The organism is Mesorhizobium sp. Root157 (genome assembly GCF_001427385.1).
GTDB lineage: Bacteria > Pseudomonadota > Alphaproteobacteria > Rhizobiales > Rhizobiaceae > Mesorhizobium.
The window spans coordinates 15,162-29,356 of the sequence record NZ_LMGJ01000005.1 but is presented as its reverse complement, the minus strand read 5'-3'; the positions used below and the strand labels follow the sequence as shown (position 1 = coordinate 29,356).

Sequence of the window (14,195 nt, the reverse complement as noted above, 5' to 3'; positions counted from 1 at the left end):
GGAAACCATGCTTCTGATCCATTGCCCTTACTGCGAAGAAGAGCGTCCGGAACTCGAATTCCGCAATGCCGGCGAGGCGCATATCGCGCGCCCGGCCAACATCGTTGCGGAAAGCGACGAGGATTTCGAGAAATTCTTCTTCATCCGCGCCAATACCAAGGGCCTCGTCTACGAGCGCTGGCGGCATGTGCACGGCTGCGCCCGCTTCTTCAATGCGGTGCGTGATTCCGTGTCCGACAAATTCATCATGACCTACAAGGCGGGCGAGCCGAAGCCCAAAAAACTGCCGGGAGCGGGCAAATGAGTGCATCCTTCCGCATCTCCGGCAAGGGTCGCCTGACCCAGGCCAGGACGGCCCGTTTCACCTTCGACGACAAGGCCTATTCCGGTCTCGCCGGCGATACATTGGCGTCGGCGCTTCTAGCCAACGGCGTCCATCTCGTCGGCCGTTCGTTCAAGTATCACCGTCCGCGCGGCATTCTGTCGGCAGGTGCGGAGGAGCCGAATGCTCTGGTCGGCATCCATCGCGATGCCGCACGCAAGACGCCCAATGTGCGCGCGACCGTGCAGGAACTCTATGACGGCCTGACGGCGGTGTCGCAAAACCGCTGGCCCTCGCTTTCCTTCGACGTCGGCGCGGTCAATGATGTTGCCTCGCCGCTGTTTTCCGCCGGTTTCTACTACAAGACCTTCATGTGGCCGAAGGCCGCCTGGAAGAGCCTTTACGAGCCGAAGATCCGCGCCGCCGCCGGCCTTGGTGTTTCGCCCGACCTGCCGGACCCGGACCACTACGCCGCGCGTTTTGCTCATTGCGAGGTGCTGGTGCTGGGGGGAGGAGCCGCCGGCATCGCCGCCGCCCTTGCCGCCGCCGAAACGGGACTTCGCGTCATACTGTGCGACGAACAGGCCGAGCTTGGCGGTGCGCTGCGCTTCGAAAGCGGCTCGACCATTGACGGCCGGAACGGCTGGGATTGGGCCCAGGCCGCCATCGCTAGGCTCGTCGCCATGGACAATGTGCGGGTTCTGCCGCGCACAACCGCCTTCGGTTATTATGCGCAGAACTTCGTCGGGCTGGTCGAACGCGTCAGCGACCACTTGCAGAGCCCCGATCCCGACCTGCCGCGCGAGCGGCTTTGGCAGGTCAGGGCCAAGCGCGTCGTCATTGCCACCGGCGCCATCGAGCGCCATATGGTGTTCGCCGACAACGACCGCCCCGGCGTCATGCTGGCCTCTGCTGCACGCGCCTATCTCAACCATTATGGCGTCGCGGTTGGCCGAAATGTCGGTGTCTACACCGCCAATGACAGCGCCTATGCCGCTGCCATCGACCTGAAGAAGGCGGGCGTCAACGTCGCCGCCATCGTCGATCTGCGCGACAATCCGGCAGGCAGCGTCATCGACGAGGCGCGCGCGCTCGGCATCGAAATCCATGGCGGGCGCGCGGTCGTGCGCGTCGGCGGTAAGCTGCGGGTCAATTCGATGACCGTTCAGCCCAAGAATGGTGGCGGCGAGCGCACCATCCCTGTCGACGCTGTGTTGATGTCTGCCGGCTGGACGCCTTCGGTGCATCTGTTCTCGCAGTCGCGGGGCAAGGTTGCCTTCAACGACGAGGTCAAGCGCTTCCTGCCCGGCACCTATGCGCAGGACTGCATTTCAGCCGGCGCCTGCAACGGCACCGACGGTCTGTCGGCCTGCCTCGACGAAGCCTATGCGGCTGGCGCCAAGGCGGCCAAGGAAGCCGGCGGCAAGGCCGCGAAACCCGCCAAGCCGAAAGTCGAGGCCAGCGAAAGCTGGTCGCGCGGCATGCTGGGTGCTGCCCCCGGTGCTGGCTCCGGCACCACGGTCAAGGCGTTCGTGGATTTCCAGAACGACGTCACGGCCAAGGATATCCGCCAGGCAGTCCATGAAGGCATGCGCTCCATCGAGCACGTCAAGCGTTTCACCACCAACGGCATGGCGACCGACCAGGGCAAAACCTCCAACATGCACGGTCTGGCGATTGCCGCCGACGAACTCGGCAAGCAGATTCCGGAAGTCGGACTGACCACCTTCCGTGCGCCCTATACGCCGGTCACCTTCGGCGCAATCGTCGGCCATGCGCGTGGCAAGCTGTTCGATCCCACCCGCCGCACCACAACCCATGGCTGGGCGGAGCGCAACGGCGCGGTGTTCGAGGATGTCGGCCAGTGGAAGCGCGCCTGGTACTTCCCCAAGGAAGGCGAGGACATTCACGCCTCCGTCAACCGCGAATGCGTCACCGTGCGCAAGGCGGCCGGCCTGTTCGACGCCTCGACCCTCGGCAAGATCGAAGTCGTCGGGCCGGATGCGGCAAAATTCATGGAGCTTCTCTACACCAACCCGTGGGAGAAGCTGGAAGTCGGTCGCTGCCGCTACGGCGTCATGCTGCGCGAGGACGGCTTCATCTATGACGACGGCGTCGTCGGCCGCCTTGCCGCCGACCGCTTCCACGTCACCACGACCACCGGCGGTGCCGCCCGAGTCATGAACCATATGGAGGATTACCTCCAGACCGAGTTTCCTGACCTCAATGTCTGGCTGACCTCCATTTCGGAGCAATGGGCCGTCATTGCCGTGCAGGGGCCTAACTCCCGCAAAATCATCGAGCCGCTGGTCGAAGGCATCGACATGTCGGACGCGGCGATGCCGCATATGTCGGTGCGCGAAGGCAAGATCTGCGGCGTGCCGACGCGCCTGTTCCGCATGTCGTTTTCGGGTGAGCGCGGCTTCGAGGTCAATGTGCCGGCCGACTACGGCGAGGCGGTGTGGGAAGCGCTTTGGGCCGAAGGCCAGAAGCACGGCGCCTGCACCTACGGCACCGAAACCATGCACGTTCTGCGCGCCGAGAAAGGCTACATCATCGTCGGCCAGGACACGGACGGCACGGTCACGCCGAACGATGCCGGTCTCGACTGGGTGGTCGGCAAGAAGAAGACCGACTTCGTCGGTATCCGCGGGCTGAGGCGCCCCGATCTGCTCGCCAGGGGCCGCAAGCAACTGGTCGGCTTGAAGACGAAGGATCCGAACACCGTGCTGGAAGAGGGCGCCCAGATCGTCGCCGATCCCAAGCAGCCGATCCCGATGAAGATGATCGGCCACGTCACGTCGAGCTATTGGTCGGAGAACTGTGGCCGCTCAATCGCACTGGCGCTCGTCGCCGGCGGACGTGGGCGCATGGGCGAAACGCTCTACGTGCCGATGCCGGACCGCACCATCGAGGTCGAGATTACCGGCATGGTGTTCTTCGATGAAAAGGGAGAGCATCTCAATGGCTAAGGCGGCTGTGAAAAAAGCGGCTTCCGCGCAGGCGGTGGCGTCCGTCGAGCGCCGGCCGGCGCTGGCTGGGAACGACGTGTCGGGGCCAAACGTCAAGATCACCGTACTGCCGCCGGCCGAGCGCCTGTCACTGAGGGCGCCCGAGGCGTCGGTTGCCTCGCTGTCGAGAGCGCTTGGGCTGACTTTGCCGCAAAAGCCCAAGACGTCGGCCAGCAAGAATGGCCGCACCGCTCTATGGTTGGGGCCGGACGAATGGTTCATCTTCGATGAGGCCGGCGGCGATCTGCTTGCCGATTGCGCCAAGGCGAAAGCCATGCACTCCGCGGTCGGCGTCTCACACCGCAACGTTGCCTTTGCCGTTTCCGGTCCGGGGGGCGAGGCGACGGTGAGTGCCGGTTGCCCGCAGGACCTGTCGCTCGATGCCTTCCCGGTCGGCGCCTCAACCCGCACCGTGTTCGGCAAGTCCGAAATCCTGCTCTATCGCCCGGCGGCGTACACCTTCCGGGTCGAATGCTGGCGTTCCTTCTCGGACTATGTCTTTACTTTCCTCAAGGACGCAGCACGTGACGCGGCAGTCTGAGCCGGATTTGGGTTTGCCCGGCTGCCACCCTATCTAAGGGGTGATGTTCGGGGAGATTTTAACGATGGCCGTTCAAGCAAAACCAGGTGTCGCCAGGCGCGGCAAGACTTCGGCGGTAAAGTCGCTCGAAAAGGAGCGGAGCGAGGGCATTGCCGAAGACGAACTGGAGGAGGGGCTTGAAGACACCTTTCCGGCCAGCGATCCGGTTTCCGTCACCTCCAGCGCCATTCCTGGCGGACCGGCCAATCCAGGCAAGGCCAAGACCGTGAGAGGCCGCAAGCTGGGACGATAATCCGGCTTCCAAAGCGCTTTTCAAGCAAAACGGGCGGCCATGACATGGCGCGCCCGTCGATCTGCGTCGCTAGTCGAACGCAGGTGATCAGAAGGCAGACGGCATGATCCATGGATTGACGTCGATGCCTACCTTTGGCTTGCCGGCGGATACGGCGGTATTCGGCCTCTCGACCGTTCCAGTCGTCGCGCAATCGAGATTGGTGGTGGTTTGCGTGCAGGCAGGGGCCGGTTTGGCCTTCGACTTCGACGCGGATTGAGCAGCCATTGCGCCGCTCGGCAGGATCAGCAGGGCCGCGAGGGCGAGAGCGGTCTTCTTCACCGTCAATTCTCCATCAGGCTGGTTGATTGTTCGTACGTGTACGCAATACACCTACCCTTACGGAAGGTCGATTTCAAGTAAAATTGTACATGTACGGCTTTTGATCTAGGCACAACCTGAAGTAACGCTCAAAGGCCGCCATTCGCGCAAGCGGGTTGAACGTGGGTGCCGGCAAGCAGGGCGTCTTGCCGCGATCAGCAGGTGGCGGGTTCGTCGCTCAATGGCGCGATGTGTTGGGCGGTCAGGCCTGCGAGGGTGAGATCGTACATGCGTTCTGCGAAGACCTTCGCCTCGCCGAACTGATAGTGAGGAAATGTGATCAGCAAGGCGATCGTGCCGTGCCCCACCGCCCACAGCATGGTGGCGATCGCGCGGGCGTCGCCGCTCAGCTTGCCGGCTTTCACGCACGCCTCGACGCGGCCGATCAGCAGTTCCATAGCCGGATTGCGCTCTTGCGGCTGGCCCGCCTCCAGTTTTTCCGCAGGCGTGACATGTTCGGTCATGGCGACGATGCGGTATTCGTCGGGGTTGCCGAGGCCGAAGGCGGCATATTCGACCATCACGGCGCGCAATGCCTCCAGCGGATCGTCGGACTGGTGTTGCTCGATACGCTGGGCCAGCGCTTCGAACGCGTCTTCGGCCAGGGCGTAGAGGATGTCCTGCTTGTCGGCGAAATAGGAATAGACCGACATCGGCGCGAGGCCGACACGCTGTGCCAATTTTCGGATGGTCAGGGCGTCATAGCCCTCTTCCTGGACGAGCTTGTGGGCTGCGGCGATCAGTTCGGAACGCAAACTCGCCCTGCGCAGCTCACGACGCTGCTTGGCGTTGTGCAACAACAGCTGACCTTTCTCACTCCCGTCCCCGATTCCTATATAAAGCCCGTGGGCGAGGGAGCAAGATGCCGCAAGGGAACATGGTTGACGCGCAACCGCTGCCCGCTACGCCGCTCGGGAAATCAGGCGGGCTGCCGTTGCGGCTCGACAAAGGTCAGCGTCAGCCAGCGTGCGGTGAGCGCCGGCTTCCTGGCGCCTTCGATTTCGACGGTAACGTCATGCGTTACCTGCACCCAGCCGGAGGGGCGGGCCTTGACGTCGGCCAAGACGAAGCGGGCGCGGATGCGCGACCCGGTCTTGACCGGTGCCAGGAAGCGGATCTGGTCGAAGCCTTGATTGACGCCCATCTTGCCGTTTTCCAGGGGCGGCAAAGTCTCGAAGGTCATGGCGGACAACAGCGACAGAAGCAGGAATCCGTGGGCGATGGTGCCGCCGAAAGGCGTTTCGCGCGCCGCGCGTTCCGGGTCGCAATGGATGAACTGGTGATCGTCGGTGGCGTCGGCGAATTGGTCGATCATGGTCTGCGAGACCACCCGCCATGGCGAAACGCCGACTTCCTTGCCGGGGCTGTCCAGTAACTGCTCGAGCGTGATCGGGGTCATTCGGATCGGTTCTCGTCTTGGGTCGCGCCCAGGTCACTGCGACCTGATGCGGCACCAATAGAGGGTTGAGCCCGCCTTGTCATCCGGCGGCGACAGGCCTACGGCCATGCCTTATTCGGCCGGCTCCACATTGGTGTAGGCGGCTTCCTCCAGTTCGCGCTTCAGGCGGGCCTCTTCGTGCGACTTCGGCTGGACGAAACGGCCGAGCAGGAGATAGGCGACCGGCGTCAGGAACAGCGTCGAGATCGCCGCAAGGCCGAGACCCCCGACGATCACCCAGCCCAGCGCAATGCGCGCCTCGGCGCCGGCACCGCTGGCCAGCACCAGCGGCAGGCCGCCAAGCACGGTACAGATCATCGTCATCATCACCGGCCTGAGCCGGATGTTGGATGCTTCTTCGATCGCTTCGCGCACGCCAAGCCCCCGATCACGCAACTGATTGGCGAACTCGACGATGAGGATGCCGTTCTTGGCCATCACGCCGACCAGGAGCACAAGGCCGATCTGGCTGTAGGCGTTGAGGCTGGTGCCGGTCAGGATCATGGCCAGGATGGCGCAGGCCAGCCCCAGCGGCACCGTCGCCATGATGATGATTGCCGAAACGAAGCTCTCGAACTGCGCCGCCAGCACCAGGAGGATGATGACCAGCGCGAAGCCGAAGATGGTGACCATGCCGCTGTTGGTTTCGCCAAGCGTCGCGGCCTCGGCCTGCGGCAGCAGCCGCGCGCCTGCGGGCAGCAGCGGATTGGCGATCTCCTTTACCCGGCTCAGCGCGTCGCCCAGTGCGAAATCGTCGGCGAGGTTGGTGGTGACGGCGACCGAAGGCTGCCTTTGCTCGCGTGTCAGCGTCGGCGGCACCGCCTTCTCGGTCAGCGTGGCGATGGTCGACATCGGCACGTAGCGTCCGTCGCCGGTCTTGAGGAACACGTTCTCCAGATCGGTCGGATCGTTGATCGGATTGGTGGTCGACACCAGCTTCACGCCATAGGCGCGGTCGCCGATATAGACGTCGCCGATGTCGTTGCCGTCCAGCATGGCTTGCAAGGTGTTGGCAAGGCCGGTGATGTCGATGCCGAGATCGGAGGCGCGCTCCCGGTCGATGGCCACGGCAAGCTGCGGCTGGGTCGGGTCGATCGACAGCCGGGGCTGCTGGAAGCGCGGGTCGTTGCGCAATTCGTCGATGATCTTGTTCGCCGCCTCGCTCAAAGCCGTGCGATCGTTGCCGACCAAAGCGAACTGCAGGCCGTTGCCGGCGCCGCGAATGCCGAGGCTGTTCGGCTGCATGGTGAAGACCTGCACGCTTGGCACGGCCGCGGCAAGCGCCCTGATCTCAGCCATGATCTGCTGCTGGGTGCGGCTGCGCTGATCCCACGGCGCCAGCGTCACCACCATGAAGCCGCTGTTGTAGGAACCGCCGTTACCGGCAAACTGGAAGGTGCTTTCGATCTCGCCCGATTTGCGCATCGGCTCCAGGAGCGCTTCGATCTGGCGGATCTGCGAGGCGGTATAGTCGAGGCTCACGCCTTGCGGTGCGTTGATGCGCATCAGCACGACGGAGCGGTCCTCGGTAGGCGTCAATTCCTGGCGGATGGTGCCGAACAGGGCAAAGGCGGTGCCGGCAAACAGAATTGCCGCCAAAACGACCAGCCACGGTGCGTCGAGGCAGGCGCGCAGGCAGCGCCGGTAGAGATTTCCCAGCGCCCTGCCGATCCTGCCGACGATGCCGCGATTGCCGCCGGGATGAAGCGAGGCGCCGGTCAGCATGCGCGATGCCAGCATCGGGCAGAGCGTCAGCGCCACGACGCAGGACAGAAGCACCGCGATGGCGAGCACGAAGCCGAATTCGCGAAACAGGCCGCCGGTCTGGCCGGGCAGAAAGGAGATCGGCACGAACACGGCGACCAGCGTGGCGGTGGTGGCGATGACGGCGAAGAACACTTCCTTGGCGCCGAGCACGGCGGCAGCGCGCGGCCCCAGCCCCTCGTTGCGGCGGCGCACGATGTTTTCCAGCACTACGATGGCGTCGTCCACCACAAGTCCGGTGGCAAGCACCAGCGCCAGCAAGGTCAGGATGTTGATCGAGAAACCGGCAAGATAGATGGCCGCGATGGTCCCGATCATCGCCACCGGCATCGACAGGGCGGGGATCAGCGTCGCGCGCCAGTCGAGCAGGAACACGTAGATGACGATCAGCACGATGGAGATGGCCAGCATCAGCGCGATCTCGACTTCGTGCACGGCGCCGCTGACGAACACCGCGTCGTCGCTGGTCACCTTGATGGTCATGCCTTGCGGAAGATTTTCCTGAATTGAGGCGACGGCTGCCTTCACGCCGTTGGAGATATCCAGCGTGTTGGATTCGGCGGCGCGCACGATGCCGATGCCGATGCCGGCCTTGCCGTCCGAGCGCAACGTGCTCTGGCCGGTGTCGGGGCCCAGCGTCACCGTCGCCACGTCGCCGATATGGGTCGTGCCGTCGATGACGATCTGCTCGAAGGCCTCTGGCGTGTTCACTTCAGCGGTGGTGCGCACGATCAGGTTCTGATCGCTGGTGGTGATCGATCCGGACGGCGAATCGAAGGCGACCGAAGCAAGCACGCGGCGCAGGTCGGCGACGGTGTAGCCAAGGCTGGCCAGTTTGGCCTGGTCGACGTCGATGCGGAATATCTTTTCGCGGTCGCCGTAGATCTGCACGTCGGCCACGCCGGATACCGAAGCCAGCGTATCCTCGATCTGGTCTTCCACGATGGTCGTCATGTCTTCGACCGACATGGTGTCCGAAGTCACGGCAAGGCGTATCACCGCATCGGCATTGGCGTCGGCCTTGACGATGCGGGGCGCATCCGCCTCGTCCGGTATCTGGCTGGTGATGCGCCCGACCGCGTCGCGCACGTCGGAAGCCGCAACGTTCAGGTCCACGCCGTCGTTGAATTCGACGGTCACGCGGCTGGAGCCGTAAGAGGATCGCGACGATATCGACTTGACGCCGGAAACGCGGGCGACGACGCCCTCGATCACATCGGTCAGTTCCCGGTCCACGGTTTCGGCGGCGGCGCCCGAGAAGTTGGTGCTGACCGAAATCACCGCCCGGTCCACGTCCGGCAGTTCGCGCACCTCCACGCCGTAGAAGGCGGCGAGGCCGGCAACGGCGATCAGCGTATTGATGACGAAGGCCATGACGGGACGGCGGATGAACAGCGCTGTCAGGCCGGTTTCGCCGTTTTGGGTTTCGTTCTTCATCGTGGCATCCCGCTCACGAGCCGCCGGCTTCGGCAGCTTGCGGTTCGCCGCTCGCCGCAATGCTCACGCCGCTGCCTTCACGAACGCTTTGCACGCCCTCGGTCACGACGATGGCGCCGGCCTTGACCGGGCCGTCTACGAGGACGTTTTCAGTATTGCGCTGGATGATGCGTACGGGAACGCGCTTGGCCTTGCCGCCCTCCACCGTCCAGATGAAGGCGCCGTCGGTGCCCCACTGCACCGCCAGCGGGCTTACGGCAGGATAGGTGTTGCCGGCAAATTGCATGCCGATCTGGAAGGCCATGCCGGCGCGCAACGAATCGGAGGGGTTGTCGATCGTCGCCTGCACCCACAGCGTGCGGCTCTTCTCGTCGATCCTGTTGTCGATCGCCGAAACCGCACCGTCATAGCGGTTGTCGGGGTTGGCCAGCGGTGTCGCGGTGATCGGTGCGCCGATATTGATTGCCGGGGCGAAGCGCTCCGGCACGTAGAAATCAACCAGGATGCTCGAGCGGTCGTCGATGGTGGCGATGGACGACTGGCTGGTGACGTAATTGCCGGCTTCGATCGGCAAGATGCCGACGATACCGGAAATGGGCGAGGTGATGGAGCGGCGTTCGAGCGCCACCTCGGCGTCATGCAGGGACAATTCGGCGTTGCGCTGCGCCAGTTCGGCATCCGTCAACTGCACCTGCGTCGCCGCGTTCGAGGCCCGCAACTGGCGCATGCGCTCGGCCTTGGCAACAGCATCGTCGCGCTCGGCGCGGGCGCGTTCGACGGCGATTTCCTCGGTCGCCGAATCGAGCTTGGCGATAATCTGGTCCTTCGCGACATGCGCGCCGGACTGGACAAGAACCTCCGTCAGCCGGCCGGAGCCGTAGGGGGTTACGCCGACGGTCGCCTTGGCGCGGCCGGTGCCGATTGCCTGCAGCCTGTCGTTGATGGTGGCGGCCGTTGCCGGGGCCGTGACGACGATGACCTTCTGGTGCTCGCCTGCGCCCTGCGCGTTGCGCCGGATCGAACCGGTCTCCGTCGCCGGCGTCGAGGCATGCGCCCATTCGATGCCCCAGCGCGCGAGCACTTCCGGCGCGCCCGGAAAAAAGCGAACCCAGGCGGCGGCGGCCGCGACAAGGATCACGAGGGCCAAAACTAGCTGCTTCCAGGCGGTCATCGGAGCTCCGGTATGCAATCTGATATTGCGCCTGCCGGCTTCACAGCGCCGGGATAGCTGGGCACATTATACCGAGAATTTGCAAGGAATGCTCGATATGGAGCCCTTATGCCAAGTGTCTGGTCCCAAAGCACATTAAATCTGCGTAACGTTCGCGTGGTTAGCGCAGCTCTTCCATCTCGCGGATGCGGCGTGCGCCTTCCGTATCGAGTTGGCGCGTAACCGCGTCGATCAGCGTTTCGGCGATGACGAAGAGCGAAGCCGAAGAGTCCCAGGCCGAGGGCATGGCCGTGCGGCCGGCGACGACATGCCTGGCAAAGCGGGCGATCGGCGACAGCCACTGATCGGTGACCAACACGATCTGGACTCCGCGGTGATGGGCCTTTTCCGCAAAGCGGACCAGGCTTTCCTGGTAGCGGCGGATGTCGAAGATCAAAAGCACGTCATGCTTGCCCATGTCGATCAGCCGGTCGCGCCAGATGCTTTCCTGCCCGGAGAGGTGAAAGACGTTGGGGCGGATGATCGCCATGTGGGCCGCCATGTAGCGGGCCAGCGGATCGGTGAAGCGTCCGCCGATCAGGTACATGTGGCCGCGCCGGTCCGAAAGCTTGGCGGCGATGCCGGCCAGCTGGCGGTCGGAAATGTGCCGGAACGTTTCGCGCAGATTGTCGAGCGTCGCTTCCAGTGTCGGCGACACGATGCCGTCGCCGGATGCGGCCGGAGCAAACGTGCGCGAGGCCGGCGACTGCAGTTGCGCGGCAAGCTCGTCCTGAAGCGCCGACTGGAATTCGGGGTAGTTGTGGAAACCGAGTCGGGCGACGAAGCGCAGGATCGTCGGCGACGATACACCCGCCTGCTGCGAGAAATCGGCGACCGTCTTCAGCCCGATCAGCGGATAATTGGCGATCAGCGTCTGGGCGGCCCGGCGCTCGCTGGCGGGTAGGGTGTCTATGCGTTCGGAGATCAGCTCGGCGATGCTGGAGGCCATCTTATCCTCATTCCGCAGGCGAAGGGCCGCAAACCGGCCCGCTGCTCACAAAACACGTTTGACAAACTCGAACAATGTGTATGAAATCATCCACGTTGGCGCAACCAAGTAAAATCCGTAACATATGATACGGCGCCTAGGGGAGATTTTTTGGCTATGGGGAGACAGCCAGACAGCCTTGTTCCGGCCGGGACGGTCAAGGTGACGAATCCGGGCGGATCGAGTCCGTATCTGTTCACCTGCGACCATGCCTCCAATTTCATTCCCGCCGAATTCGGTACGCTTGGTCTGGCTTCAAGCGAACTCACCCGCCACATCGCCTGGGACCCCGGCGCGCTTCCCGTGGCAAGGCTCATGGCGCAGGCGCTTGACGCCACGCTCATCGAAACCTGCGTTTCGCGCCTTGTCATCGACTGCAACCGTCCGCTCGATGCGCCGAACCTGATTTCGGAAGTCAGCGAGACCACCGCCATTCCGGGCAATGCCGAACTCACACAGGCGCAGCGCCAGGCCCGCATCGATCTGGCCTGGCTGCCGTTCCACGAGACCATCGAGCGTACGATCGAGGAGCGCAGCGCGGCCGGCCGCGAGACGCGCCTCGTGTCGGTCCATTCCTACACGCCCGTCTACCTCGGCAAGGCGCGGCCTTGGCATATCGGCATCATCCATGACGAGGACGAACGCATCGCGGTCCCGCTTCTGCGGGCGCTGAACGGCGTCGCCGGCATCGTCGTCGGCGACAACGAGCCGTACTCACCGGCCGATCTGGTGTATTTCACGCTGGAGCGCCACGCACGTTCGCGCGGGCTTGCCTGCGCCATGATCGAAATCCGCAACGACGAGATTTCGACCGGTGCGGGACAGCGCAAATGGGCGCAACTGCTGGGAACCATGCTGGGCGCCATTACTGTTTCCGCAGAGAATACGGCTCCCGTTGTTTCTGAAAAGTCGGTCGCACCGCACATTGGCGATGCCGCCGGCAATGTGAAGAGTTTCCTTCGACCAACCCGTTGACTCGGCAAGAAAGACCCGAATGGCAAAGCTCTTCGTCAGATATGTCGACGCCCTCAACTATCGAGTTGGGCGGGTCGCCATGTACCTGTTCTTCGTCATGGGCGCGATTTTGCTCGCCTCCACGGTTTCACGTCTCGTTCTTGGCATTCCCATCAACTGGGCGCTGGAAATGTCGCAGTTCCTGCTCTCGGCCTATTATCTTCTTGGCGGGGCCTACACCCTTCAACTCGACCAGCATGTGCGCATGGATCTGTTCTATGGCCGGCTGTCGGCGCGAAAGCGGGCTGTCACCGACGCCTTTACCATCCTGTTCGTGATCTTTTACCTGGTAGTGCTGTTCGGCGGCGCCCTGTCGAGTACGAACTATGCGATCGTCTACGGTCAAAAGAATTATTCGGCCTGGGGGCCGCCATTGTGGCCGATCAAGGTCGTGATGACGGTGGGCATCTTCCTGATGCTTTTGCAACTCATCTCGACATTCATCAAAGATGTCGCCATCGCACGCGGAAAGCCGATCGCATGAGCTCGGAACTCATTACCCTTTTCATGTTCGGCACCATGATGGTGCTGCTGTTTACCGGCCAGCGCGTCTTCGGTGTCATCGGCTTCGTCGGCTCTGCCGCGGCCTTGTGGCTGTGGGGGCAGGGCTCGTTCGAAATGCCGTTCAACGCCTCGTTCCAGGTGCTGAACTGGTATCCGCTGATCACCGTGCCGTTCTTCGTGTTCATGGGCTACATGCTTTCGGAATCGGGCATCGCTTCGGGCCTGTACCGCATGTTCCATGTGTGGTTCGGGCCGGTGCGCGGCGGTCTGGCGCTCGGCACTATCGGGTTGATGGTTCTGGTCGCGGCGCTCAACGGCCTTTCGGTCGCCGGCATGGCGATCGGCGCGACGATCGCGCTGCCGCAGCTGCTGCGCCACGGCTACGACAAGGTCATGGTGACGGGCGTTATCCAGGCAGGGTCGTCGCTGGGCATCCTGATCCCGCCCAGCGTGGTGCTGGTGCTTTATTCCATGATCGCGCGCCAGCCGGTGCTCGATCTGTGGCTGGCGGGCGTCGGCCCCGGCCTTTTGATGGCGGTCGTCTTTGCGGGCTACGTCTATATCCGGTGCCTGTTGCAGCCCGACGTTGGGCCGGCGCTGCCTGCGGAAGAGCGCGCCCAGATCACGCGGGCCGAAAAATACAAGCTTCTGCGTGAAGGGCTGCTGCCGCTCGCCATCTTCTTCATCATGATGGGCCTGTTCATGACGGGTACGACGAGCCTGGTCGAAAGCTCCGCCGTGGGAGCGGGCCTTGCTACGCTGGCCGCGTGGTGGGGTGGCAATCTCAACCGCAAGGTCTTCGAGGATTCGACGCGCAACACGCTGGCCATCAGCTGCATGTTCATGTGGATCATTCTCGGCGCGCTGTGCTTCAGCGCGGTCTATGACGGTCTGGGCGCGGTCAAGGCGGTCAAGACGCTGATGCTCGACACCTGGGATTTCCAGCCCTGGACGATCCTCTGCCTGATGCTGCTTTCGTTCATCATCATGGGCATGTTCCTGGACGACACCGCGATGCTGGTCATCGTCGCGCCGCTCTATATTCCGCTGGTCGTCAGCCTCGGCTTCAACGCGATCTGGTTCGGCATCCTCTACACGATCACCTGCCAGATCGCGTATATAACGCCGCCGTTCGGGTACAATCTATTTCTCATGCGGGCCATGGCTCCGCCTGAAATTTCGCTGATGGACATCTATCGGTCGATCGTGCCGTTCTTCTTCCTGATGGTATTGTCGCTGATCATCATAATGATCTTTCCGCAGATCGCGCTGTGGCTGCCGCATGTCATTACAGGCCGCTAGCGGTGGGGGAAT

At 63.4% G+C, this 14,195-nt stretch carries 13 protein-coding genes; 7 read left to right on the top strand and 6 right to left on the bottom strand.

Annotation, left to right across the window (positions count from 1 at the left end; translation table 11 throughout):
• Nucleotides 1-7 precede the first annotated feature (7 nt).
• From ASD64_RS05625 to ASD64_RS05610, 4 genes are all read left to right on the top strand, one after another.
• Complete coding sequence (locus tag ASD64_RS05625) at nucleotides 8-304, top strand: sarcosine oxidase subunit delta (RefSeq protein ID WP_056102031.1); 297 nt, start codon at nucleotides 8-10, stop codon at nucleotides 302-304.
• Nucleotides 301-3,294, top strand: a complete 2,994-nt coding sequence (locus tag ASD64_RS05620) for a sarcosine oxidase subunit alpha (RefSeq protein ID WP_056102029.1) — start codon at nucleotides 301-303, stop codon at nucleotides 3,292-3,294. The genes ASD64_RS05625 and ASD64_RS05620 overlap by 4 nt, the downstream gene beginning before the upstream one ends.
• Nucleotides 3,287-3,874 carry a sarcosine oxidase subunit gamma gene (locus ASD64_RS05615; protein ID WP_056102027.1) on the top strand — a complete coding sequence of 196 codons (588 nt, stop codon included), beginning with the start codon at nucleotides 3,287-3,289 and terminating at the stop codon, nucleotides 3,872-3,874. The genes ASD64_RS05620 and ASD64_RS05615 overlap by 8 nt, the downstream gene beginning before the upstream one ends.
• 64 nt (nucleotides 3,875-3,938) lie before the next feature.
• Complete coding sequence (locus ASD64_RS05610; protein WP_056102024.1) at nucleotides 3,939-4,166, top strand: hypothetical protein; 228 nt, start codon at nucleotides 3,939-3,941, stop codon at nucleotides 4,164-4,166.
• Between the two features lie 87 nt (nucleotides 4,167-4,253).
• Here ASD64_RS05610 and ASD64_RS05605 read toward each other — a convergent pair whose 3' ends face one another.
• The 6 genes from ASD64_RS05605 to ASD64_RS05580 form a co-directional block, all read right to left on the bottom strand.
• The gene (locus tag ASD64_RS05605) at nucleotides 4,254-4,487 is read right to left on the bottom strand and encodes a hypothetical protein (protein WP_056102189.1); all 234 of its coding nucleotides are present in this window, start codon (nucleotides 4,485-4,487) and stop codon (nucleotides 4,254-4,256) included.
• 194 nt (nucleotides 4,488-4,681) lie between these two features.
• Nucleotides 4,682-5,326 (bottom strand): TetR/AcrR family transcriptional regulator, encoded by a 645-nt coding sequence (locus tag ASD64_RS05600; RefSeq protein ID WP_056102021.1) that lies wholly within the window; start codon nucleotides 5,324-5,326, stop codon nucleotides 4,682-4,684.
• Between the two features lie 119 nt (nucleotides 5,327-5,445).
• On the bottom strand, nucleotides 5,446-5,925 hold the full coding sequence (locus ASD64_RS05595) for a MaoC family dehydratase (RefSeq protein WP_056102018.1): 480 nt from the start codon (nucleotides 5,923-5,925) through the stop codon (nucleotides 5,446-5,448).
• A gap of 111 nt (nucleotides 5,926-6,036) precedes the next feature.
• The gene (locus ASD64_RS05590; protein WP_056102186.1) at nucleotides 6,037-9,165 is read right to left on the bottom strand and encodes an efflux RND transporter permease subunit; all 3,129 of its coding nucleotides are present in this window, start codon (nucleotides 9,163-9,165) and stop codon (nucleotides 6,037-6,039) included.
• A gap of 13 nt (nucleotides 9,166-9,178) precedes the next feature.
• Entirely contained in the window at nucleotides 9,179-10,336 is a 1,158-nt protein-coding gene (locus tag ASD64_RS05585) for an efflux RND transporter periplasmic adaptor subunit (RefSeq protein ID WP_056102015.1), read from the bottom strand.
• 160 nt (nucleotides 10,337-10,496) lie between these two features.
• Nucleotides 10,497-11,324 carry a MurR/RpiR family transcriptional regulator gene (locus tag ASD64_RS05580; protein WP_056102010.1) on the bottom strand — a complete coding sequence of 276 codons (828 nt, stop codon included), beginning with the start codon at nucleotides 11,322-11,324 and terminating at the stop codon, nucleotides 10,497-10,499.
• 156 nt (nucleotides 11,325-11,480) lie between these two features.
• Here ASD64_RS05580 and ASD64_RS05575 point away from each other — a divergent pair, with 156 nt between their 5' ends.
• From ASD64_RS05575 to ASD64_RS05565, 3 genes are read left to right on the top strand one after another with little or no spacing between them, the layout of a single operon-like run.
• Nucleotides 11,481-12,338: an N-formylglutamate amidohydrolase gene (locus tag ASD64_RS05575; RefSeq protein WP_082549866.1), complete on the top strand. Its 858-nt coding sequence runs from the start codon at nucleotides 11,481-11,483 to the stop codon at nucleotides 12,336-12,338.
• Nucleotides 12,339-12,357: 19 nt separating this feature from the next.
• Nucleotides 12,358-12,861 carry a TRAP transporter small permease subunit gene (locus tag ASD64_RS05570; RefSeq protein ID WP_056102007.1) on the top strand — a complete coding sequence of 168 codons (504 nt, stop codon included), beginning with the start codon at nucleotides 12,358-12,360 and terminating at the stop codon, nucleotides 12,859-12,861.
• Nucleotides 12,858-14,183, top strand: a complete 1,326-nt coding sequence (locus ASD64_RS05565; protein WP_056102004.1) for a TRAP transporter large permease — start codon at nucleotides 12,858-12,860, stop codon at nucleotides 14,181-14,183. The genes ASD64_RS05570 and ASD64_RS05565 overlap by 4 nt, the downstream gene beginning before the upstream one ends.
• Nucleotides 14,184-14,195: the final 12 nt, after the last annotated feature.

Excerpts from the sequence above, each read along its gene's own strand:
- ASD64_RS05610 (WP_056102024.1), top strand. The coding sequence starts at position 3,939 with ATGGCCGTTCAAGCAAAACCAGGTGTCGCCAGGCGCGGCAAGACTTCG.
- ASD64_RS05570 (WP_056102007.1), top strand. The coding sequence starts at position 12,358 with ATGGCAAAGCTCTTCGTCAGATATGTCGACGCCCTCAACTATCGAGTT.
- ASD64_RS05620 (WP_056102029.1), top strand. The coding sequence starts at position 301 with ATGAGTGCATCCTTCCGCATCTCCGGCAAGGGTCGCCTGACCCAGGCC.
- ASD64_RS05595 (WP_056102018.1), bottom strand. The coding sequence starts at position 5,925 with ATGACCCCGATCACGCTCGAGCAGTTACTGGACAGCCCCGGCAAGGAA.
- ASD64_RS05625 (WP_056102031.1), top strand. The coding sequence starts at position 8 with ATGCTTCTGATCCATTGCCCTTACTGCGAAGAAGAGCGTCCGGAACTC.
- ASD64_RS05565 (WP_056102004.1), top strand. The coding sequence starts at position 12,858 with ATGAGCTCGGAACTCATTACCCTTTTCATGTTCGGCACCATGATGGTG.
- ASD64_RS05575 (WP_082549866.1), top strand. The coding sequence starts at position 11,481 with ATGGGGAGACAGCCAGACAGCCTTGTTCCGGCCGGGACGGTCAAGGTG.
- ASD64_RS05615 (WP_056102027.1), top strand. The coding sequence starts at position 3,287 with ATGGCTAAGGCGGCTGTGAAAAAAGCGGCTTCCGCGCAGGCGGTGGCG.
- ASD64_RS05580 (WP_056102010.1), bottom strand. The coding sequence starts at position 11,324 with ATGGCCTCCAGCATCGCCGAGCTGATCTCCGAACGCATAGACACCCTA.
- ASD64_RS05585 (WP_056102015.1), bottom strand. The coding sequence starts at position 10,336 with ATGACCGCCTGGAAGCAGCTAGTTTTGGCCCTCGTGATCCTTGTCGCG.
- ASD64_RS05590 (WP_056102186.1), bottom strand. The coding sequence starts at position 9,165 with ATGAAGAACGAAACCCAAAACGGCGAAACCGGCCTGACAGCGCTGTTC.